The organism is Thermosynechococcus sp. M98_K2018_005, from assembly GCF_015295825.1.
In the GTDB taxonomy this organism is placed as follows: Bacteria; Cyanobacteriota; Cyanobacteriia; order Thermosynechococcales; family Thermosynechococcaceae; genus Thermosynechococcus.
Genome location: NZ_DVEH01000038.1, coordinates 1 through 22,381, shown reverse-complemented (window position 1 = coordinate 22,381; position 22,381 = coordinate 1). Strand labels below are relative to the sequence as shown.

Below are 22,381 nucleotides of genomic sequence, written 5' to 3'. Positions count from 1 at the left end.
ATAAAGCGTTTTGGATGAGGGTGGTTGTCCGTACCAGTTGCCGAATTTCCTCATCCCAAGGTTCTTGACGACTCAACGACAGTCGCTCAATTAGGAGTCTCTGACCACTGGAGCGCAGGATCAGATTGCCGCAGTGGGGCAGCACATTGATAAACTGGGCCTCAAACGTGGGCAGGGCAGTGCGGGTTTGGGTGTAGAGTTCAAATCCGGTACTGGAGGCTCCGAGAATTTCAGGCTCAACTTTGACAAAGTGGCATCGCGACAGAGCCACATCAAACATCTTGCGCACCATGGAGCCAACTATACCTTTGGCGCTAGGCAGATGGAGCAAAATCCACGCCTCACTGGGGAAGGGCTGGGCAATCATGGCCACCAGATGATTGTTGTCGCTATCCGAAACCCAGCAGAGAACAAGATCATCAATGCCCCGGCGATAGGCTTGCTCAAGAACACCTTCATAGGCGGTGGCGCGGAGAGTAGCTTTGATTTCTGGCAGAAGCGGATCGGCGGTATCAAGAAACCGAAAACCCAAGGGGAGTAACACCTCCTTGAGGGGCTTCGCGATCGCGGGATTGGGTTGGGGATTGGCGAACAAAAGAACAAGGACGAAAATAACCACAGCTACGGCGATGCCAATCAAACCCGCCACCATGATTTTTCCTCGCTGCTTGGAGTGCTATCCTCAGCCTACCACTGTGCTGCAATTGGCATCCGCCAACCGGAACCAAAGGCGCGATCCGTAATCTTTAAGCCCGGTGCCGCCTGCTGGCGTTTGAATTCTGCCCGTTGAACCATGCGGCGCACCCGCTGTACAAGGTCGAGATCATATCCCGCAGCGGCGATCTCGTGATCCGACTGGTGGCGATCGATCATCCGTGCCAAAATGCCATCGAGAATGTCGTAGGGCGGCAGGCTATCCTGATCCGTTTGGCCGGGTTTGAGTTCAGCACTGGGGGCTTTGGTGAGAATGTGGGGGGGAATCACCCCGGACCCTGCGATCGCCAGCTCGGGAATCGGATGGCCTTGAGCGGCCTGCTGATTCAGCCAATGGCAGAGTTCATAGACACGGGTTTTGGGTACATCGGCAATGGCAGCTAGACCGCCACTCATATCGCCGTAGAGGGTGCAATAGCCCACCGCCAGCTCAGATTTATTGCCGGTGGAAATGAGCAAGTGGCCAAACTTGTTGGCGATCGCCATCAGCAGCGTACCGCGAATGCGGGCTTGGATATTTTCCTCGGCAACGCCACTGGGGGTACCGGCAAATAGAGACGCCAGCACCTCACTGTAGGTCTGCATCAGGGGCGCAATCGGTAAGACCTGCGTGGCAATGCCCAAGTTTGCGGCCAAGTCCTTGGCATCGGTTATCGAGTGATCGGAACTGTAGGGAGAGGGCATCAACACCCCCAGCACCTGTTGGTTGCCCAAGGCTGCCGTCGCGATCGCCGCCACCAAGGCTGAATCAATCCCCCCACTGAGGCCAATCACCACCTGCTGAAAGCCACATTTGCGAGCGTAGTCGCGCACCCCTAGCACCAAGGCTTGCCAAATTTCCTCAGGTTCACTGCTGGCGGCGGGAGCGATCGCCGTTGGTTCGAGGTCTCCCTTTTCCCAGTGCACAGGCAGGAGATCTTCGCGAAAGCCCTTGGCTTGACTGACGATCTGCCCCTGACGATTCACCGCTAGGCTGCTGCCATCAAAAATCAAATCATCATTGCCCCCCACCTGATTGGCATAGATCAAGGGACAGCCATACTGCCGAGCCGTATGTTCAATCAACGCTTGCCGTAGCTTCGGTTTGCCAACACAGTAGGGCGATGCCGAAAGATTCACAATTAGATCCGCCCCCTGCGCCACCAATTCAGCCACGGGATTGCGCTGGTAGTGCCGCTCTCCCCAAAACTGCTCATTGTTCCAGAGGTCTTCACAGATGGTGACGCCAATTTTGAGCTGATCGCTGGCCGTCGTCAGGGTAAAGAGATTCTCCGTACCGCCGGGGGCAAAATAGCGACATTCATCAAAGACATCGTAGGTGGGCAATAACTGCTTGGCAAAGACCTGTTGCACCTGTCCCCCCTTGAGCAGCGCCGCGCCATTGAAGAGGGGCTTTTCTCCCTTTACGCCAGCAGCGGGATTGGCTAGCACTGTGCCCACTAAAACCGCCACATCAGCCGGTAAGGCAGCGGCAAGACGGTGCAGTTCCGCTTGAGTTGCTTCAACAAAGTAGCGGTTGAGGAGCAGATCCTTGGGGGGGTAGCCACAGAGGACGAGTTCAGAGGTGATCAGCAAATCCAGAGGGTGCTGGCTGCGGATTTTTTGGACTGCGGTGAGGATTGCTTGGGCATTGGCTTTGAGACTGCCGACGGTGGGGTTGAGTTGCGCAATCCACAGATGCACGGCCATAGGAATTCCTCAAAAAAGTTTAGACAAAAACTAGGGGTTTATCCTTGAGCGGCGCAAAGGCTTCGCGATCAAAGCGGTAGAGGGTTGCCGGTCGACCCGCCCCTCGAATCACTTTTTGGTGCGTATCCTGCAAAATGCCGAGTTTCAGAAGTCGTGAGCGGAAGTTGGAGTAATCAGAAAAGTTCGCCCCCAAGACTGTGCTGTAAAATTGGTAAAGATCATTGAGGGTGAAATACTCAGGCAACACATCAAAGGCCACAGGGCTATACTCCAGCTTATTGCAGAGGCGGCGATGACCGTAGGCCAAGATTTTGCTGTGGTCAAAGGCCAGTTCTGGACAGGCACTTAGGGCAAACCACTGCACTGGAGATTCGCCCGCCGCAATCAGTTCAGCATCCGCAAAGCGCACCAAGGCAAAGTAACTGACCGACAGATAGCGCTTGCTATAGGTGGTCTCGCGGGGATCCCGCGCCGGTTCGCCAAAGGTGTACAGTTGCTCCAGATAGAGGTTACTGACGCGAATTTTTTCCGCGAGGGTGCGATAGGCCGCCGCTTCGAGGGATTCCCCCTGCCGCACGAGGGTACCGGGGAGACTCCAATACCCCGCAAAGGGCAACTGTTGTCGCTGCACCAAGAGCACGAGGAGGCGATTTTGATCCGTATCCACGGAGAAAATGACGTTATCCACACCGACAACAAATTCCGCAAGGGGCAAAGGGGAAGCGCTCATGGCTGGGAGTAGAGTCCTTGCTGCTGAATATACTGGGCGATCGCTGGCAGGAGTTGTTGTTCATCCCGCTGTTGCCGATAGGTCGTCGAGGAGACCGCTGGCCCACGATAGTTTGCCAGTTCCATCTGGGGACACAGTTGCCGCACAGCTTGCCAATCCTCGGGGTCAATGACGACGCCGGGACGCTGCAAGACCAAGAGCTTCACCTGTTTAAGGAGCTGCTCCGCCTGATACCACTGGGGCAGCTTAGTCAGAACATCACTGCCAACCACAAGGGTGAGGGGTTCATGGGGCCACTGTTGTTTCACCTGCTCAACGGAATGGATGGTGTAGGGGTGGCTGAGTTCGGGGCGGTGTTCGATATTGGGGCGGTTGAGGCTGCGCACCAAGAGATTGAGCATGGCTTGGCGATAGGGCAAGGGGGTTTGCTGGCCTTTGAAGGGGTTATCGGCTGCCCACACCAAAACGCGATCATAGCGATCGCTCAACCACTGGAGAATATCACCGTGGGCGGCAGTGGGTGGATCAGCACTGGTACCAAAAAGAGCGATCGTCATGGGCGGTGGCGTAATTGTTGAATCAGGGCATCAAGGGCAGGGGAATAAACTACGGGCTGGGTCACATCTAGAAGGGTCTCGGGCAATTCCGCTAGGCTAGCACGGTGGCGATCGCGAATTGTCGCCAAGGACTCCGGGGAATAGAGGGGGCGCCCTTCCTGCATGACGAGTTCGAGGAGCGGTCTGCCCCAAACATTTTCCTCGCTGGCAAGGGCAAGGCAATCCCCACTGGGGCGGCGATAAATTTGCTTGCGGCCGGGTAGGGTCATTTTGCCACTGGAGATCTTCATCACCCCCTGACCATTGATCTCCACTAGCTTATAGACACCATTGACGGGATCTCCCGTTACTAGCTTCGTGCCAATGCCATAGGCATCAATACAGGCACCTGCTGCTCGCAGGCGGCGAATTTCCCCCTCATCCAGATCTCCACTGGCAATGATTTTCGCTTGGGGCAGTAGTTGACGAATTTTCTGGGAGAGGCTCAGCAGATCCCCTGAATCAATCCGCACCGCTTTGACGACAATTTCCCCGGCCGCTTGGCGATCGGCAAGGGTGGCAACGGCAGCTAGGGTGTCATAGGTATCCACCAGGAGCGCCCCTTCGGGGTAGTAGCGCAAGAAGACCGTAAAGGCATCCTGTTCTGTACCGGCAAGGGTGGCGATCGCCATCACGAGGGAATGTGCCATTGTGCCTGTGGGGCAAACCCCCAACTGCTGTGCTGCTAAGACATTCGAGGTGGCCGTAAATCCGGCTGCGAGGGCTGAGCGTGCCGCCCACAGGGACGCTTGGGGACTAAAGGCACGCCGCGTACCAAATTCCAATAGATCAATCTCTGCCCCCACCAACTGTCGCAGCCGAGAAGCGCGGGTGGCCACAAGGGTTTGGTAGTTCACGATATTGAGCAGACAAGTCTCTAGCCACTGGGCTTGCCAGAGGGGTGCCTCAATCCGCAGCAGGGGTTCTTGGGCAAACACAACCGTTCCTTCCGGAACTGCCCACACATCCCCCCGAAACTGACTTTGGCTCAATAGCTCCCAGAATGCAGCGGGTGCCCGCTCAAAGACCCCTAGACCTTTCAAGTAATGAATTTGCTGGGGCGTAAATTGCACCCGTTGTAGGTATTCCAGTACCTGAGCCAACCCCATCGCCACCAGATACGTATATCCTCGGGGCAGTCGCCGCACACTCAGTTCAAAACTGGCGGGTGTCCAAGCCAAATCCTCACCTGCGTAGGTGACCACCATCGTCAGTTGGTAGAGATCCGTCAGCAAACTGTAGTCACTGGCGGCCAAGGTGAAACCCGTCATGGCTCTGAGATGTAAAGGATGTTTTGTTTATAGTAACTTTTACCATAATTGTCAAGGCGATGCCATTCTGCCCCATAGTCAGCCAAGGTGGTGAGCAGGAGTGCCGATCGCCAGCGTTCGACGCCAAAGCCAAGGGCACGACAGGGCTGCCATGTTTCAAAGCACTGAAAAATTGCCGTGCGGGCGATCGCCCCTTCGAGGGCAGAGGAAAAGACCAGCCGCTGCGGTTCTAAACCTTCACGCAACAGGATACTCAAGCGTTCTGGAGAGCCAAACAGCGCTGGCTTAATCACAAAGAGTCCCGGCCAGCCACGCTCTAACCAACGCTGCAATTCAGGTGCACTCACTACACTTTCATCGAGGGCAATCGCGGTTGTCACCGTCTGAGACAGCCTCAATAGAGCTTGCCATTGGTCAGGGGGTAGCGGTTGCTCCACATACTCAATTTTGCCGTTCCCATGGCGATCGAGCCAAGTCAGCCAGTGCACTGCGGTTGCTAAATCCCAGCCCCCGTTGGCATCAAGGCGTAATTTTGCGACCTGGGGCAGTGCCGCCAGTAACACCTTGAGAATCCCTTGCTCTTCCTCTGGGGACAGGACACCGACTTTCCACTTGAATGTGGTGTGCCCCTGCTGCCAAGGCTGCTGCCACTGCTCAAGGGCGGCCCGACCGCTGCCTAAAAGGGCGCAGATTGGCCAAGGGCGTAGCCGATAGGGAAGTTGCCCCACACTCTGCCATGCCGTGGCAAAACCAAACTGGGCGGCGGGTAACGCCTCTGGAATTGTGGCAATGATCTCTGGGGTGAGGTGGCAAGGCAATTGCTGACACAGGGCAATATCGGCACTGAGGGTTTCGCTGCCCCAGCCGGGGAGAGGGGCAATTTCACCGTAGCCCACATGGCCCTGTTCATCTTCGAGGCGCAGATAAATCCCTGAGCGCGATCGCCAGACCCCCTGTGCCGTTGCCAAGGGTTCCCGAAGGGGTTCCTCGTAGATACGCCACTGCCAGCGCATCTCTAGCCCCCACTAAACCCGCTCGAGGGTTGCCTCCAGCAAATGTTTGAGCTTATGGCTGTTGTGAATACCGCTGAGGAGTGTGTAGTGATTGGCGTCCAGTTGCCAGTAGTGCTCAAAGCCGGTACAGCGGTTGGCATCCCCCAGCAAAATAAACTGCTGCACGATCGCGTGGGGCGTAATCCAGCCCTCCCCCTCCAGCCGACCCAAGAGGCTATGTTGGAGCACATAGGTAAACACCTGCTCATCCAGTTCCAACTTTCCCCGCGACTGCAACACTAATTCTGGCTTGACTTGATCGGGAAAGGTGATCTTGGCCGCCATTGAAAACCAGTCATCTTGGCCGTAGGAGACAAGAATCCTCCCCGTCACTGGAATGGGTTCTTGATTGGCCTCTAGCCACGTTCCCTTGAGCAGCCACCGCCCTCCATCAACTAAAAACGTATGATTCACCTTTGTCATATCCCCAATGGCTGTCCTGATTGTATCGTTACCCTCTGGGTAGGGATAGAGAACGGCAGAACTTTTTGCTAATTTCTCCCGCTTGCGCAGGCGATCGCTATGATCAAAGAAAATCTTTGCAGCCTTCCCTGAGAAACTCACCGCCATGCAGCGTCCTTGGCAAGTCTATTCTGCTGATCCTGCCCCCCTAGACTTCATCGAGGCAGTCAAGAAACTCCACCCCGATGCGGGCGCTATCACTGCTCAGTTACTTTGGCAGCGGGGCTATCGTGATCCCCTTCGGCAAGTGCCCCCTTTCTTAGATTGGCGCTACTACGAGTCAGCCTCCCCCTTCGCGTTTCCAGAAATGCCCGCTGCTCTAGGGCGTTTGCAACGGGCACTCGATCAACAGGAAAAGGTTGCCCTTTGGGGAGACTTTGATACCGATGGGGTCACGGCCACCACCGTCCTCTGGGAAGGGCTAAAACCCCTTTTGGGGGCGCAATTGGTGGATTTTTATATTCCCAATCGCCAGCACGACGCCCATGGTCTCTCGTGCCATGGCCTTGAGGGCCTGCAGCAAAAAGGAGTTTCTCTGATCATTACCTGTGATACGGGCTGTACCAATGGTACTGAAATTGCCTTTGCCCGTCAGTTGGGGATGGATGTGATTGTTACCGATCACCACACCCTTGAACCCGCTCCCTTGGGGGCTGTGGCGCTGATCAATCCTCGGCAGTTGCCTTGGGAGCATCCCCTGCGTCATTTATCGGGGGTTGGCGTCGCCTACAAATTTTTGGAAGCCGTCTATGCAACTTGGCCAGAGAAAACCCAGGGGTATGCCCTAGAGAATCTCCTTGATCTGGTGGCCATTGGCCTGATTGCGGATTTGGTTGAATTGCGCGGAGAGTGCCGCTATCTTGCCCAGCGCGGCCTAGAACAACTCGGACAGCGTCAGACCCTCCGACCTGGTATTGATGCCCTTTTGAAGGAGGCGTCCAAAGGCACGGTCCAGCAACGGGAGATTAGTTTTACCGTCGCACCCCGCCTCAATGCGGTAAGTCATATCCAAGGGGATGTGCGATCGCTGATTACGCTCTTGACCACCCAAGATTCGCGCCAAGCACAGCAGTTGGCAAAGCACATTGAAAAAGTGAATGCAGAACGGCAGCGACGGCAAAAAGAGATTGCGAAGATGGCCCATGCGAAAGTGGCTCAGTTGGATCTCTCAGCATCGCGGGTGATTCTCCTTACCGATGACAGTTGGCCCTTGAGTCTTTTGGGGCTAGTGGCAAACGAGATTGTCAAAACCTATGGCCGCCCCGCCATTTTGCTTCAGACCAATCCAGAAACGGGCATGGCAGCAGGCTCAGCGCGGTCTGATGGCTTTGTGGATCTCTATGAGGCACTCCACAGCCAACGGCACTTATTTGAGGGATTTGGGGGACATCCCTATGCAGCGGGCTTTCGGCTGAAGGTGGCACATATTCCCCTTTTGGAAGCAGCCCTTAACCAATTCTTGGCACAAAAAGAAGGCACCGCTAGCGCCACACCCCAACCCTTGAGGATTGACTTGGAAGTGACCCTGGATCAACTCAATGAGCGATTGCTCAAGGAACTAGAGGTGCTTGCCCCCTTCGACACCACCCACCATCCCCAGCCGCGATTGCTGGTGCGCAATGTGGAACTCACTGACCTCAGGGATAACAATAACAGGGAGAATCAGAACACAAGAAAATACGTCTCGATGGTGCTCCGCGATCGCCAGCACACCTTTCCTGCCAAGTGGTGGGATCATCAAGTGGGGGATTGTCCCAAGGGACGCTGTGATCTGGTGATTGAGCTAGAGCAGTGGCAAAAGTGCCTATCAGCCGTCATTAAAGAGCTGCGACCCAGTGCAACCAATGTGATCCAAGCAGCATCTTTTCAGTCCCTTATGGATTATCGCGATCGCCCCCGCGAGGCAAGCGTCAAGGGCCTGCGCGTCGAAACTTGCCCGACATCACGGGAAAGCTGGCGCCAATGGATTCAGCGAGCGAAAAGGGAACAGCAACCCTTGATTTTGGCCTACTCTCCCCCCCCAGAGCAGGACGCCCTAAAGGTCTGGCAGGAATTCCTGACGCTGTGCCAACAGGCCAATCAACAGGGAACATGTTTACAACGAGAGGAGCTGCGGGAACACCTTGGCATTGAAGCGGTCACTCTGAACTATGCCCTCAATGTGCTGGAGACACTGGGAGTTAAGGTTATTCAAAGTGGAGAAGAGTTTAAGTGTGAGTGGCCACCCGAAGTAAAGTCTTCCCCCCATACGGCGGTAGCCTTAGAGACTTTCACAGCAGCGATCGCCGAGGAGAATTTCCGTCGTCGCTATTTTGCTGCCGCCCCTCTCCAAGCGCTTCAGGAAACATACTAAAAACTGGCTACAACTTTTTTTCAACAGGGAACCTGAGGAACACACACGAGCCGACAGGGGAAACACACGGGTCATCAACGTTGATCGAGAGAAGAGGAGCAATCGCCCTGAGGAGAGCCTCAATCTGGGTACACACAACGTGCCTCGGTGCAATGCCTGCAACCGTACTCTTATCCTCCCACGGCTGCCTTTGGCGGCCTACCGTGTTTTCACTCAACTTTGCCAACCTTAAGAAAGAAGAAATTCTCCCTCAGATTCCGTAAAACCACGGATGCCTAGACGTACATCGCCTCCATGAGGGCATCGCTCATCGTGACGTTGGTGGCCACACTTTGAATATCATCGAGATTTTCGAGGGCATCCATGAGCTTAAGGACGCGCTGCGCCGTCTGTTCATCGGTGATTTCTACGGTATTCATTGGAATCCAACGACTTTCGGTGTCGAGAACAGTATAGCCGTGTTCTTTCAGGGTTTCGCTGACGGTTTCCAGGGCAGGGACGGGACAGCGCACTTCGGCCACCCCCTCTAGGATCTCATAGGTTTCGACATCTGCCACCAGTAGTGCCTCAAGGAAGGCTTCCTCGTTTGTAGGGGCGGTAACAGTAACAATGCCCCACTGCTCAAACATCCAGCCCACACAGCCGGTTTCCCCGAGGTTGCCCCCCTGTTTATTAAAGGCAGCGCGCAGATCCGCTGCCGTGCGATTGCGATTATCCGTGAGGGCCTCAATCAAAAAGGCCACACCCCCCGGCCCATAACCTTCGTAGCGAATTTCCTCTAGGGGAGCATCACTGTCGAGGGTGCCGGTGCCCTTGGCGATCGCCCGCTCAATGTTTTCACTGGGAATCCCTGCGGCTTTGGCCTTCTCAATGGCGCTGCGCAGTTGAAAGTTGCCCGCTGGATCCCCTCCCCCATGCCGCGCCGCAATAATCATCGCTCGCGATAGCCGCGCAAAGATTTTGCCCTTTTGGGCATCCACCCGCGCCTTTTGCCGTTTAATGTTTGCCCACTTACTGTGACCTGCCATAGGGAAAGTACATGTCAACAGTCAAGAAGAACCCCGCTGAAACCAACGGGGCAAGTCAACAGGGTTATTTTGATCGAAGCTATTTTTAACGGAAACCAACAGCGGCTTGCCAAACAAAGGCCAAGGCCAAAAAGAGCACAGGAATCACCGGCAGCACATCCACGAGGGGATCAAAAATGGCGTAGGCTTCCGGGAGTTTAGCAACCAAAACCAAAGCATCAATCATGGTGTTTTCCTAAAAGAATTCAGCGATCGCAAGAGAACTGAAAAAATAGTACCATAGCCGCTGCGGCAACGGGATCGCCATGCCAGACATTCTCCCTTTACCAGAAACAGACCAGCATGACTTTTGGATGCAACAGGCGATCGCCCTCGCAGAACAGGCAGGCGCTGCCGATGAAGTGCCCGTAGGCGCGGTGATTGTCAGTGCGGAGAATGAACTCATTGCCACGGGGGAAAATCGCCGCCAGCGAGATCATGACCCCACTGCCCATGCGGAAATCATTGCCCTCCGCCGCGCGGGGCAACGTCTAGGCACGTGGTATTTAACGGGCTGCCGCCTCTACGTGACCCTAGAACCCTGCCCGATGTGTGCCGGTGCCATTGTCCAAGCCCGCATTCACACCCTCATCTATGGGACAACCGATCCAAAAGCTGGGGCAATTGATTCAGTGCTGCAACTTCCCCAAAGCCCAGCGGTGTTCCACCGAATTCAGGTCATTAGCGGGGTTCAGGCGGCGGCCTGTCGGCGACAGTTGCAAAGGTGGTTTCGCCAGCATCGTCAGAAAGAACGGCAATAATGCCCGCATCCCCCACTCGCTCCCGTAGGGTTTGGATGGCTTCACCCAGTAGGGGATGTCGCCAGTGGGGGGCGATCGCCGCAAGGGGCACAAGGACAAAGGGGCGCTCGGCTAACCGGGGATGGGGCAGGGTGAGTTCGGCGGTGGTCATGACGCAATCGCCATAGAGCAGCAGATCCAGATCAAGGGTGCGTGCTCCCCAATACTCTTGCCGTTGGCGACCAAATTGCGCTTCGATCGCCTGAAGCCTTTTCAGGAGTGCCCAAGGGGAAAGTTGCGTCCGGGCAATAAGACAACCATTCCAGTAGTCCGGTTGGGGGGGGCCTACGGGGGCGGTACGATACCAGGGCGAGCAGGCTAAGACATGGATCCCCGGCGTTTGGGCAAGCACTTGGACGGCTGAGCGCAGTTGCGGCAATGGCTCACCAAGGTTGCTGCCGAGGGCGATCGCCACGAGGGAGGGGTCAGACGGGGATATACTTAAGTCAGTGCATTCTACCATTGTGCCTGTATAGAGTGCCTGCCACTCCTCCTGTTATACCTGCACTGTTCACCTATCGCCGAAATCGTTGTGGATCTCCGGACTCTCTTTCACACTGCAACCCCAGTCATTGGTGTTGTCCACCTCCTTCCCTTACCCACCTCCGCCCGTTGGGGGGGGAGCCTGAAGGCGGTTATTGACCGCGCAGAACAGGAAGCCACAGCCCTCGCCTCAGGGGGAGCCAATGCCATTATTGTTGAGAATTTCTTTGATGCCCCCTTCACCAAAGATCGGGTGGATGCCGCCGTCGTCAGTGCCATGACTTTGGTGGTGCAGCGGCTAAAGAATCTGGTGGCACTGCCCATTGGCCTGAATGTGCTGCGCAATGATGCCTTTAGTGGTCTGGCGATCGCGGCCTGTACCGGGGCACAATTTATCCGCGTCAATGTGTTCACCGGGGTAATGGCTACGGATCAAGGCATTATTGAAGGCCAAGCCCATCAACTCCTACGCTACCGCCGTGAACTGGGGCAAGACATCAAAATTTTTGCCGATGTGATGGTGAAGCACGCCCAACCCCTCCACAGTCCAAACCTTGCCACTGCAGTACGGGACACCTTTGAACGGGGACTCGCCGATGGGGTGATTCTCTCCGGTTGGGCAACGGGACATCCGCCCACTGAGGAAGATTTATCCGTCGCCGCCAGTGCAGCCAAGGGACAACCTCTCTTTATTGGCAGTGGTGCCTCTTGGGACAATGTGGAGCAATTAGTACCCTACGTCAACGGCGTCATTGTTGCCAGTTCTCTGAAGCGCAATGGCCAGATTGAACAACCCATTGACCCCATTCGTGTCAGCCGTTTTGTCGAAGCATGGCAGCGGGCCCACCACAAGATTCAGGAACTCAATCGCGCCAATGGCAACTGCCGGGGGTCGATCAATGAGCCCTTGCCAGCCATGTTTGTGCATGGCCAAAAGTCATCAGGCGATCGCCCCTATTAACTGCGGAACGTAGTTTCCAAGACCATTGAGGTTGAGGCGATAGCTGCGGGGATGGGCAATCAAGTAGGCTGTACTGCTAAAAATTTGCTCTAACTCCACAAGGCCATTTTCCTTGAGGGTGCGCCCCGTTGACACCAAATCCACAATCGCCTCTGCCATACCTGTAATCGGCCCCAATTCTACCGAACCATAGAGAGGCACGATATCTACAGGCAAATCCAACTGCTGGAAAAAGGCATCGGCACAGCGGACAAACTTTGAGGCGACGCGGCAATGGGGGGGCAAATCGCGGGCACTGCGGTAGGGGCTAGAGGCTTTGACGGCCACCGACAGCCGACACTGACCAAAACCGAGATCCGCTAGCTTGGCTACGTGGGGATTTTTTTCCCGCAGCACATCGTAGCCCACAATGCCCAACTGCGCTTGACCATACTGCACATAAACCGGAACATCTTGGGCACGTACCAAAAGGGCGCGGGCACGGCCATCCTGAGAAAGCACCTGAAGTTGGCGATTTCCCGGCTCGAGGAGGGCCGCAAAATTTAAACCCACCCGTTGGAAGTAGGTAATACTGTCTTTGAGGAGGGCACCTTTGGGTAGGGCGATCGTTAGCATGGCCTAGACACTCTGAATCTGTAAATAGGTTGCTCCATCACTGAGGGCTTCGATCTGCGGTGGCGCATCACTCTCAATCCAAGCAATATAGGGAATCTGGCGATCGCGGGCATAGGCGCGGATTTGCTCTGGCGTCAGATCAAGGAGTGCCAACTCCACCCGGGTCGAGCCGTCCAAGCGTAGGGTTTGGGCATGGTGTAGGGCGGCGGCAAGGGCGCTGGTTGTGCGGGGAACCACAAGCCATTGACTACGGGGAGCTAAGAGGGCGGCTGGGGGAATGGCGATCGCCTGCAAGAGCGCCTCGACATTAAAGACAAAACCAATCCCCGGCACCGTGGCACCGTCGGGATGATAGATACTGAGCAGTTGATCATAGCGCCCCCCTTGAGCCACCAACCGCAGCTCTGTTTCCGTGGGAATCAAGACCTCAAAGATAATCCCCGTGTAGTAATCAAAGGATTGCACAAGGCTGAGATCAAGGGTAATTGCCAAAGACTCGGCCACCAAGTCCAACAACTGTTGCAGTTCCCCAAAGCGATCGACCACCCCTGCCACGTCAGACCACTGCGCCAAACGCTCCCCCACTTCCTTCGGGGTACCCCGTAGATCAAAGAGGGCAAGGGCGCGATCGCGCCAAGGGGCAGGAAGAGCCTGCAAACTCACGCGGTCTAAATTGGCCAAGCATTGGCGCACGGTTTTTTGCAGTTCCGCTGGAAAGGGACTGAGCAACTGTTGCGTCAGGTGGGCATCCCCCACCAAGAGATAGGCTCCCTCAACCGCTAGCGCCCCAAGGCACTCCTGCACCAGCCAGAGAATTTCTGCATCCGCCGCTAAACCCGTTGCCCCCAGTAGCTCCACTCCCGCTTGGAAAAATTCCTGCTGGTTGCCCAACTCTGCCACGGTTGTCCGCCGAAAGACATTGGTTTTGTAATAGAGCCGTTGGGGCAGTTGCCTGCCTGCCATGCGAGTTACGGCGGCACGAGCGATTGAAGCCGTTAATTCTGGCCGCAATCCCAAGGGTTCATCACTATTCCCCTGCACTTGAATGACCGTCTCGGGATGAACCGTGCCCCCCGCTGTGAGGGTTGCTAGGGTCTCGATGGTGGGTGTGATAATTTCTTGGTAGCCCCAGCTTTGAAAGACGCGCTCCAAGCGCTGCTCTAGCCACCGTTGCCGTGCCACATCAAGGGGCAAAATATCGCGGGCACCACAGGCAGGTTGATACACCATAGTGAATTATTTTTTCCCAAAAAGACCAAAGAAGGAGGATTTCTTTTTCTCCGGTTTTGGCGGCTCAGTATTTTTTTGCTGTTGCTGGGCTTTGCGCTCCCTCTTGCTAATTGCTTCAAGTCCCTGTATGGCTATCACCTCTTGAGGATTCAGCTTCAGGGCTTGATTAAAGTGAATCTTGGCCATACTGAGGGAGCCTTGTTGCAGATACACCTTGCCCAGTAGAGCATTGCAGCGGGCACTGCGGGGGTCAATTTTCAGGGCATCCTTCAATTCTTTAATGGCTTCTAGATAAATGCCTTTATTAAAGAGTTCCTCTGCCCGCCGGAAGTATTGCTCTGTAAATTGCTCTGTTTTGGCAGCCTCTGTTGGTGGCGTCGTCCCTGTGGTGGCTGCTGGTGTGGCAGGCACTTGGGTTTCATCTGATTTGGGTGCAGCGGCAGGCGTAGCAACGGTGGGTGCGGCTGCGGTTGTCTTGCCGCCTGCCGATCGCCACAGGTAAATCAAATTCAGTTCGCTAATTTGTTCGCTGATTTTCAGGACATTGTTTAAGTCTTTGTATTGATCTTGGGCAAGGGCATCGATGGCCTTTTGATAGGCCTCTTCAACATTGGCCGCCTTAAAGACTTCCTGTGCCAAATCAAAGGTGGGCGTTGGCACAATATTGGCCGTTAGGAGTTGCTTTTCGAGCAAGCGCAAAATGACTTGGTATTCTTCCCGCTCTTTTTCTTGGGAAAGCACCTCATAGGCAGGATTCACAAATTTGGAGAGCAAATCACTGGCCATTTTTTTGTCCGATTCATCATCACGGCTGTCGGGGTGCAGTGTCTTGGCAATTTTGAGATACCGCTTGCGAATTTCCCCGGGTGCTGCCGACAGGGGCATGCCTAGGGCAGCATGGAAATCCCGTTTGGAGTTAAAGCGACCCAGGCCGTGATTGATCTCGAAGGGCATAGTCAGTGAAACCGCAGGGGCAGAACATCATTAAATTATATCTGCTGATAGAGGGGGTTGGTGACACACTCACTGGTTTCTGGGGGTATGGGGGTATCGAAATGTTTTGGAAAAGGTCTGTATCGCTAGTCTAACGATGATTGCTTGATTTGGCGCACCCGGGCAATATTCTGAATGCGAAAGCTCATCGTGCCCTTAGGATTGGTGTTGTCGTTGCTGGCAATTTGTCGTAAAGCAGGGGACGCGATCGCCCACAATCAGGGTACGCCAGTGTTCTGGCTTTAAGCGGGTTTGTGCCACCCGTTGCAGATCCGCCGCTGTTGCTGCTTTGACAGCTTGCTGATAGCGGAAGATAAAATCCTTGGGCAAATCGTAGTATTCGTAGCGCAGGAGACGATTGAGAATTTGCAGGGGATCGCGAAAATTGAAAACAAAAGAGTTGAGAATGCTGTCCTTGGCATAATTCAGTTCTGCCGCGCTAACAGGTTCCCGTTGCAGTCGTTCAATTTCTTGCCGTAGGGCGTTGAGAAACTTGGCTGTGGTTTCTGTTTGCGTTTGGCCGACGCCATAAAATACCCCCGGATAGTCAAATTCCGGACTCCAAGCGGCATAGACACTGTAGGCCAAGCCTTGGCGCGATCGCAGTTCATTGAAGAGGCGCCCGCCAAAGCCATTGAGAACCCCATTGAGGACATAGAGGTTAAACACGTCCGCATCCTTGAGGGTGCCCCCCAATTGGCCGGTATAGATGTAGCTTTGGGAGAGATGGGGGCGCTCAATTACGACTGTTGTGGGCGAGGTATCCACGGTTACAGTCGGTACAGGGGGCAGGGGCGGTAAGTTCGGAGGATCCTGCCATGAGCCAAAAATTGCTTCAAGGCGATCGCCCATTTGCGAGGCATCAAAGTCGCCCACCAAGCCCAAAATACAGCGGGAAGGAGCGAGGTACCTGCGGTAAAACTGCTGCACATCTGTTGGCGTGATCTTGGCAAGGGTCTCTAACTCTTGGGTGCGGGCATAGGGACTCTCGGCACCGTAGATCAGCTTGTAAAATTCCCGTTCTGCTTGGCCATTGGGTTGATCATCGCGGCGTTGAATGATCCCCTGTCGGCGCCGAATCGCCAGTTCAAATCGCTCTGGTTCTACTGCTGGCGCTTGAAGCATCTCTGCCAGTTGGCTTAGAACCGCTTCACTGTGTTCCTTGAGGCTGTTGAAATTAATCCATCCCAAACTTTTGCCGACACCCGATTCAATGGCTGCTGCTCGATCCTCAAGCCATTGGTCAATTTCAGCAGCATGATGAACTTGGGTGCCACCCGTGCGAATCAGATCGCCACTGACTTCTGCCAAACCCACCTGAGCCGGCGGATCCCAACGACTACCTGCCCGAAAGATTAAGGTGCCTCGCACCAAGGGCCATTCGTGATCCTCTAGGAGATAGATCACCATCCCATTGGCCAACTGACGACGTTCATAGGCCGGTATCTGAATCTGCGGTAAGGGAGGAAATGTCAGCTCAGTGTAGTGCTTGGGGGTCATGGCTGCCGCCAAAGGGGGCGGGATCAAACATAGCAGGAGAGCAGCTACGAATCCAAGGCAAAGCGATCGCCCCAATGGACGGCGTCTTTGGAGCCAGACAGCCATCGAGAGAAAAAGAATAAAAATAATCCGATTGGATGAAGCCAACATACAGCCCTTTTCTAAATTATGGGATATCTCAGGGGGATATCATCCTCGTAAATTTTTTGTAAACAGGATAAAATCTCACGTCCTAGAATAAAAAATGACTCTCTTTATCAATATCGGTTTGATTGAGAAGTTTCTAGTAAAAACCCTTCCCTCACGACAATTTGCCGAGGCCATTGATGTGAAGTCTGATCCGCCGAAGAAGTGGCGCCATCTCCTCGTTGTTGAGGATCAAGAGGGTCGGCGTACAATTCCCTTGGAAGCCAGCACCTATACGATTGGGCGACATCCCAGTAATACGATTGTTCTCAAGTCACCCATGATTTCCCGCCAGCATGCCGTCTTGCTACGGGTTTTGGATCCCAACAGCGGTAACTTTTTCTTTCGCCTCATTGATGGCGATTTGCAAGGGAAGCGCAGTGTCAATGGTCTGACGGTCAATGGCAGACCCTGCCACTCCCACATTCTCCAGCATAAGGATTTGATTGTCTTTGGGGGTGATGTGCGTGCCCGCTACCACGCGATCGCTAACCTTTCGGACTCAGGGTTCGACCGCTACACCCGTGTCCTAGAATCCTCCTCTATTTCAGATCAGGAGGTAGCTTCCTTGGGGGATGCTTTCATCGGCACTCAGATGTCCGACGAGATGACGGAACTGCAACTGCTGCGGTTGTCCTCCTTTCCGGAGCTAAGCCCCTATCCGATTATTGAACTGGCTCCCAATGGCCAACTCACCTACCTCAATCCAGCGGCGATTCAGGAATTTCCCGATCTGGCGGAACCAGATGTGCAACATCCGTTGCTATCGCGCCTCAAAAGCTGGTCGTTGCAGGAAAAGCGATTTTCTGTTGAAGAAATCAACGTTGGCGATCGCACCTACGAAGTAACGATCCATCTGCTGCGGGAGAGCCAATTAATTCGCTGCTACATTACTGATATTACTGAGCGCAAACGTTCCGAACTGGCCCTGCGTATTAGTGAGGAACGCTATGCTCTGGCGGCTGAAGGCGCCAATGATGGCCTTTGGGATTGGCAGATTAGCGATGGTTCGATGTACTACTCTCCCCGCTGGGAACTACTCATTGGCGAAACCCCCGGTACCCTAAAACCAACCATCGAGGAATGGTGGCAACGTGTCCACTCCGATGACCTAGAGCGGTTGCGCCAGTGCATGAAGGAGCATCTCCTCGGTACCCGTCCCCATTTTGAGTGTGAGTTTCGGATTAGGCACGCCGATGGTAGTTACCGCTGGATGCGATCGCGGGGCAAAGCCCTGCGGGATGAGAAGGGGCAGCCCTACCGCATGGCTGGTTCGATGACCGACGTTACACAGTACCACTTGATTCAGGAGCAGATTCTCCATGATGCACTCCACGATGCCATGACGGGGCTACCCAACCGGGTGCTCTTTATGGATCGCTTGAGTCAAGCCATTACCCGTCGGGTGCGGCGTCCCCACTCCCTGTTTGCCGTGCTGTTTTTAGATGTGGATCGCTTTAAGGTGATCAACGATAGCTTGGGGCACTTAGCTGGGGATCAACTCCTGATTGGCATTGGCCAGCGACTGAGGGCCTGTACCCGCGGGGAGGACACGCTCGCCCGCCTTGGTGGTGATGAATTTGCCATTCTCTTGGAGGAGTTAACGACTCCCGCCCAAGCGATTCAAGTAGCGGAACGAGTGCTAGTGGCTCTGAGCCGTCCTTTTCGCCTTGAGGGGCATGACGTCTTTACCAGTGCCAGTATTGGCATTGCCTTCCCCAGTGAGGAAAGCAAAACGGCTGAGGACTTATTGCGCGATGCGGATACCGCCATGTATCGCGCCAAATCCCTGGGCAAGGCTCGCTATGAAGTCTTTAGTATGGCGATGCGTGCCCAGAGCATTGCCCTGATGCAAATTGAAACTGATCTGCGACGGGCGGCAGAGCGTGGCGAATTTTTGGTGTACTATCAACCGATTATCGATCTGTCAACGCTCAATATTGTCGGCTTTGAAACGCTGCTGCGCTGGCAACATCCCGAACGGGGAATCGTCTCCCCCGCTGAATTCATGACTGTAGCCGAAGAAACGGGTCTAATCCTACCCATTAGTTGGTGGGTGATGGCAGAAGCCTGTCGGCAAATGCAACGCTGGGCAAAAGTATTTCCCCGCAGTCGCGGTTTAAGCATTAGTGTCAACCTCAGCGGTCGTCATTTCCAGCAAGCGGATCTGCTACTCAACTTAAGATCAATTTTGTCAGAAACAAGATTTCCTGCTGAGCGACTACGCCTTGAGGTAACCGAGGGCATCTTGATTGACAACAAGGAGGTTGCGATCGCCACCCTTGAGCAAATTCGTGCTATGGGCATTGGCCTGTATATGGACGATTTTGGTACGGGGTATTCTTCCTTGAGTTATTTGCACCGCTTTCCCATCGACACACTAAAAATTGATCGCACGTTTATTTCCGCCCTCAATAGTGAGGAATCTTCGGCGACAATCGTGCACACGATTCTCATGCTGGCGCATTCTTTGCGGCTGAAGGTAGTGGCGGAGGGCATCGAAACCCGTCAACAATATCGTGTACTCCAAGCCCTTGGCTGTCACTATGGCCAAGGTTATTTCTTTGCCCGCCCCCTCTCGGCTCAACAGGTGGAACAATTATTTGCCAGTCAATCATTACCGCATTTAATACGCCCCACTACCAAAGAGCACGATGCGCACGGTCTCCACTAGAATTTCCAAATCCAGATTCAGAGACCAGTTATCGATGTAGTAAAGGTCAAGGCGGGCGGCTTCATCAAAATTGCCAATTTGAGAGCGGCCAGAAATTTGCCACAGCCCGGTAATACCGGGCATTACTTGATGGCGAATATGGTGCCAAGAATGAAAACGGGCAACATCCCGCAGGGGTAACGGACGCGGCCCCACTAAGCTCATGTCTCCCCAAAGGACATTAAACAGTTGGGGCAGTTCATCAATGCTGGTCTTGCGCAGGAAACTACCGAGGTGCGTGCGGCGGGGGTCGTTTTTTACCTTGAAGAGAATGCCATCGGCGGATTCATTTTGTGCTTCCAATTGGGCTTGAAGTTGCGGGGCATCGGCTCGCATGGTGCGAAATTTCAACATCTGAAAGACTTGGCCGTGGAGTCCCACCCGCTCTTGGCGGAAAAAGACAGGCCCTGGGGAGGTGAGTTTGATGGCGATCGCCACCACAATAAAGAGGGGTGCCAGCACCACGATACCAAAGAGCGCCAAAATCACGTCCAAATAGCGCTTCAGCCGATACTCCCAACCATTCAGATACGTCATATCTACCCGCAGGGTGGGCAAAGACGCCACAATTTCCGGGGTGCCCCGTCGGTAAAGCATTTCCAAGCTGGAGGGGATCAACCGTAGGGCAATGCCATGTTGGCGTAGTTGCCAATAGAGTGCTGAAGCAAGATGGGCTGGGGGGAGGCCTTCTACAATCACCTCTTGGGCTTGACAGTTGAGAATCTCGGTCAAGGTTTCCGGTTCATTGGCCATGGTCGCGATCGCCCTGCCGACAATCTTATAGTTGGAGCGTTGCTCTAGTAGGCTGCTGAGATACTCCTGCCGCTCTGGGGGCGCCATCAGAAAAGCGCGAATCGGTTGCCGTAGAGTGCAAATTTTGAACGCCAGACTCACGGCTAAGCGCAAGATCACAGCGAAGACCACACTCAGACCCCAAGCACTAAAAAACAGCGAGCGAGGTAAATCTACCTTGGGATCATAGAAGTAGGCGATCGCTAGTGCCAACAAATAGCCCAAGCTCAGCACCTTAGCGAGGCGCAGGTAATTTTTCCAATGGCCGCGCGGGTGATACAGCCCATTCACAGCAATCAAAAACAATAGACCAGTTGCAAAGAGCCAAAAGACACTGGGCAATCCCAGCCAGTACCACGCTGCCAAATCAGGGGGCAACGGCGCATAGAAGCGATTGAGTTGTAATCCCAACTTCCAAGCCAACACCAACCCCACGAGGTCACTGGTCAACAGCAGCAGGGCCAAGGCCGTTTCTGAGCGTAACCACATCCGACGGCAGCGGGGTGCCCGAATATCGCGGGGAGAAGTGGGAGACCGCATCATGGAGCAGCAAAATCACTATCGCTAGGGTTTAGTATTCCGCAGAACCCCAAGGGGCGATCGCCGTGCAATATCTCTTTGCAGACCCCAATAAATCCTCGACAATGAGGGTAGCAAGCCCATCCGTTCAGACCTTCTCAACATGTCCAGCGATTTAATTTATCCTTCAACCCTCCTACTAACGAGTCTCTTGGCCGTCGGATTTGTGTTTTTTATTCGTGCCTCCACCAAAGAACGCATTGAAACCAAAGAATGGCTCATTGCCCAGCCCATTGCTGAACTTGCTCCCCGCCTCAAGCAGTATTTCCAGCAGCGGGGCTACCGCCTGCATACCGTCAGTGCCGATGGCAGTGAAGTGACGTTTCAGGGAAATGTTACCGCTAGTCCCTTTTTGGCCGCATTGCTTTTTGGCCTTGCCGTCTCTAGCGCTACAGCGATCGGCCTTGTGTTGAGCGTCCTCTTTCCCGATCGCGGCATCTTGGCCTTTGGCCTCATTGGTCTAACCCCCCTTGCCCCTTGGTTCTATTGGCGAGGTGCCCAGCGGCTCGAAACCGTCAAACTCTCTTTGCAGCCCCATGCGATCGGTACCCAAGTCACCCTGCAGGGACACCGCGATGAACTAATTACTTTCGAGGACACGGTGTTGGGGTCTTGAGTAGGCCACTTTCTCAGGTAAAGGGCATAAACACAGCTATATATCATCGCGTACTATATACAACACTAGAGTCTACTCCACCTTCCGCTTGGAAAAGCCCCACGTAAAGCAAAGGGCAATCAGGCTAATCATCACCCAGTCTGAGGGTACCAGTTGTGGATTAATCACGCGAATGAGCAGCCGCAGACCCACCAGCGTCACCGTGAAATAGCCCGCATCCTCAAGCCGAGGAAATTCTTTCAGCCAACGGATAAATAGCTCCGCCATGAAGCGCAGCATAATCACGCCAATGGTGCCGCCGAGTAATACTAGCCAACGCTCATCCGAGAGGGCGATCGCCGTTGTTACGCTGTCGAGGGAAAAGGCCAAATCCGCCAAGGCCAGTAGGGGGACTGCCTGCCAAAAAGAGCGAATCACCCGCTCGTGTTCTTGTTCTGGCTCGGTCGTAAAGAAAAAGTACTTTGCCGATAACCACAGCAGATAGAGTGCCCCCGCCAACTCAAACTGCCAGAATTTTAAGACCCACGTGGCTGTGAGGATTAGCCCAATCCGAAAAACATAGGAAATGGCCAGTCCCAGATTAAGTGCCTGCCGCTGTTCATCTAAGTCTTCGATGCCTCGTACCAAAGCTGCCAGGGCGATCGCATTGTCCGCTGAGAGAACTGCTTCCAGTGCCAACAGCACCACAAGTAACAACAGGGTATCCAGTCCCCAGTTGGGCGAGAGTTCCAAGAGTTCATCAATCATCGGATGAGGGAAGTTCTCCAAATTTTTGGCTGCTTATATTTATCGTCGCACAGTAGCGGTACAGCCTTTTCCTAAGGACAGAACACTCAATCACTAGAATTAACTCAGAACTGTAATTGACCTTGACAAAGATTGCTCTACCATGGGACTCATTAACAACACCTTAAAATCCACAGGAAAGCTCGATCTGATTTCCTTGACCTTGTGCATTGTTGGTTCTCGCAAAATTTAT

At 54.3% G+C, this 22,381-nt stretch carries 21 protein-coding genes; 5 read left to right on the top strand and 16 right to left on the bottom strand.

Features of this window, described 5'->3' with window-relative positions; genetic code table 11:
• The 7 genes from IGQ15_RS04970 to IGQ15_RS04940 all read right to left on the bottom strand — a co-directional run.
• Positions 1 to 652: hypothetical protein (locus tag IGQ15_RS04970; protein ID WP_297049191.1), on the bottom strand; the 652-nt coding region annotated here is incomplete at its 3' end.
• Positions 653 to 687: 35 nt separating this feature from the next.
• Positions 688 to 2,397 (bottom strand): NAD+ synthase, encoded by a 1,710-nt coding sequence (locus tag IGQ15_RS04965; RefSeq protein ID WP_363315791.1) that lies wholly within the window; start codon positions 2,395 to 2,397, stop codon positions 688 to 690.
• A 25-nt stretch (positions 2,398 to 2,422) separates the two neighbouring features.
• Complete coding sequence (locus tag IGQ15_RS04960; RefSeq protein ID WP_297049187.1) at positions 2,423 to 3,133, bottom strand: NUDIX domain-containing protein; 711 nt, start codon at positions 3,131 to 3,133, stop codon at positions 2,423 to 2,425.
• Entirely contained in the window at positions 3,130 to 3,690 is a 561-nt protein-coding gene (locus IGQ15_RS04955) for a nicotinate-nucleotide adenylyltransferase (protein WP_297049185.1), read from the bottom strand. Before IGQ15_RS04955 ends, IGQ15_RS04960 begins: the two co-directional genes overlap by 4 nt.
• A complete protein-coding gene (locus IGQ15_RS04950) occupies positions 3,687 to 5,000 on the bottom strand; it encodes a nicotinate phosphoribosyltransferase (protein ID WP_297049183.1) in 1,314 nt (437 codons plus the stop codon). Before IGQ15_RS04950 ends, IGQ15_RS04955 begins: the two co-directional genes overlap by 4 nt.
• The gene (locus tag IGQ15_RS04945) at positions 4,997 to 6,013 is read right to left on the bottom strand and encodes an o-succinylbenzoate synthase (RefSeq protein WP_297049181.1); all 1,017 of its coding nucleotides are present in this window, start codon (positions 6,011 to 6,013) and stop codon (positions 4,997 to 4,999) included. The genes IGQ15_RS04950 and IGQ15_RS04945 overlap by 4 nt, the downstream gene beginning before the upstream one ends.
• Before the next feature lie 12 nt (positions 6,014 to 6,025).
• Positions 6,026 to 6,622 carry a hypothetical protein gene (locus IGQ15_RS04940; RefSeq protein ID WP_297049179.1) on the bottom strand — a complete coding sequence of 199 codons (597 nt, stop codon included), beginning with the start codon at positions 6,620 to 6,622 and terminating at the stop codon, positions 6,026 to 6,028.
• On the opposite strand from IGQ15_RS04940, the gene recJ reads away from it, so the two are divergent.
• On the top strand, positions 6,621 to 8,867 hold the full coding sequence (gene recJ, locus IGQ15_RS04935; protein ID WP_297049177.1) for a single-stranded-DNA-specific exonuclease RecJ: 2,247 nt from the start codon (positions 6,621 to 6,623) through the stop codon (positions 8,865 to 8,867). The two genes, IGQ15_RS04940 and recJ, sit on opposite strands and share 2 nt — an antisense overlap.
• A 275-nt stretch (positions 8,868 to 9,142) precedes the next feature.
• On the opposite strand, the gene IGQ15_RS04930 is transcribed toward recJ, so the two are convergent.
• The gene (locus IGQ15_RS04930; protein WP_297049175.1) at positions 9,143 to 9,895 is read right to left on the bottom strand and encodes a YebC/PmpR family DNA-binding transcriptional regulator; all 753 of its coding nucleotides are present in this window, start codon (positions 9,893 to 9,895) and stop codon (positions 9,143 to 9,145) included.
• Positions 9,896 to 9,980: 85 nt separating this feature from the next.
• Entirely contained in the window at positions 9,981 to 10,118 is a 138-nt protein-coding gene (locus IGQ15_RS04925; protein ID WP_099799777.1) for a photosystem II reaction center protein K, read from the bottom strand.
• Between the two features lie 82 nt (positions 10,119 to 10,200).
• Between IGQ15_RS04925 and tadA the strand changes: the two genes are divergently transcribed.
• Positions 10,201 to 10,695 carry a tRNA adenosine(34) deaminase TadA gene (gene tadA, locus IGQ15_RS04920; RefSeq protein WP_297049173.1) on the top strand — a complete coding sequence of 165 codons (495 nt, stop codon included), beginning with the start codon at positions 10,201 to 10,203 and terminating at the stop codon, positions 10,693 to 10,695.
• Here the strand turns inward: tadA and folK are convergent.
• Positions 10,616 to 11,197, bottom strand: a complete 582-nt coding sequence (folK, locus tag IGQ15_RS04915; RefSeq protein ID WP_297049172.1) for a 2-amino-4-hydroxy-6-hydroxymethyldihydropteridine diphosphokinase — start codon at positions 11,195 to 11,197, stop codon at positions 10,616 to 10,618. The two genes, tadA and folK, sit on opposite strands and share 80 nt — an antisense overlap.
• 69 nt (positions 11,198 to 11,266) lie before the next feature.
• Between folK and btpA the strand changes: the two genes are divergently transcribed.
• Positions 11,267 to 12,178, top strand: a complete 912-nt coding sequence (btpA, locus tag IGQ15_RS04910; protein ID WP_297049170.1) for a photosystem I biogenesis protein BtpA — start codon at positions 11,267 to 11,269, stop codon at positions 12,176 to 12,178.
• Here btpA and hisG read toward each other — a convergent pair.
• The 4 genes from hisG to IGQ15_RS04890 form a co-directional block, all read right to left on the bottom strand.
• Positions 12,158 to 12,793 carry an ATP phosphoribosyltransferase gene (gene hisG / locus IGQ15_RS04905; protein ID WP_297049169.1) on the bottom strand — a complete coding sequence of 212 codons (636 nt, stop codon included), beginning with the start codon at positions 12,791 to 12,793 and terminating at the stop codon, positions 12,158 to 12,160. The two genes, btpA and hisG, sit on opposite strands and share 21 nt — an antisense overlap.
• A 3-nt stretch (positions 12,794 to 12,796) precedes the next feature.
• Positions 12,797 to 14,023 (bottom strand): ATP phosphoribosyltransferase regulatory subunit, encoded by a 1,227-nt coding sequence (locus IGQ15_RS04900; protein WP_297049167.1) that lies wholly within the window; start codon positions 14,021 to 14,023, stop codon positions 12,797 to 12,799.
• A 6-nt stretch (positions 14,024 to 14,029) separates the two neighbouring features.
• Complete coding sequence (locus tag IGQ15_RS04895) at positions 14,030 to 14,977, bottom strand: DnaJ domain-containing protein (RefSeq protein WP_297049166.1); 948 nt, start codon at positions 14,975 to 14,977, stop codon at positions 14,030 to 14,032.
• A gap of 195 nt (positions 14,978 to 15,172) precedes the next feature.
• The gene (locus IGQ15_RS04890) at positions 15,173 to 16,666 is read right to left on the bottom strand and encodes a pitrilysin family protein (protein ID WP_297049164.1); all 1,494 of its coding nucleotides are present in this window, start codon (positions 16,664 to 16,666) and stop codon (positions 15,173 to 15,175) included.
• Positions 16,667 to 16,760: 94 nt separating this feature from the next.
• Here IGQ15_RS04890 and IGQ15_RS04885 point away from each other — a divergent pair, with 94 nt between their 5' ends.
• Entirely contained in the window at positions 16,761 to 19,376 is a 2,616-nt protein-coding gene (locus IGQ15_RS04885) for an EAL domain-containing protein (RefSeq protein ID WP_297049162.1), read from the top strand.
• Here the strand turns inward: IGQ15_RS04885 and IGQ15_RS04880 are convergent.
• Positions 19,329 to 20,696, bottom strand: coding sequence for a sugar transferase (locus IGQ15_RS04880; protein WP_363315790.1), 1,368 nt, complete (start codon positions 20,694 to 20,696; stop codon positions 19,329 to 19,331). The genes IGQ15_RS04885 and IGQ15_RS04880 overlap by 48 nt on opposite strands.
• Positions 20,697 to 20,889: 193 nt before the next feature.
• Here IGQ15_RS04880 and IGQ15_RS04875 point away from each other — a divergent pair, with 193 nt between their 5' ends.
• On the top strand, positions 20,890 to 21,402 hold the full coding sequence (locus tag IGQ15_RS04875) for a cofactor assembly of complex C subunit B (protein WP_297049158.1): 513 nt from the start codon (positions 20,890 to 20,892) through the stop codon (positions 21,400 to 21,402).
• A 72-nt stretch (positions 21,403 to 21,474) separates the two neighbouring features.
• Here the strand turns inward: IGQ15_RS04875 and IGQ15_RS04870 are convergent, their stop codons facing one another.
• The gene (locus tag IGQ15_RS04870) at positions 21,475 to 22,149 is read right to left on the bottom strand and encodes a DUF475 domain-containing protein (RefSeq protein WP_297049192.1); all 675 of its coding nucleotides are present in this window, start codon (positions 22,147 to 22,149) and stop codon (positions 21,475 to 21,477) included.
• Positions 22,150 to 22,381 lie beyond the last annotated feature (232 nt).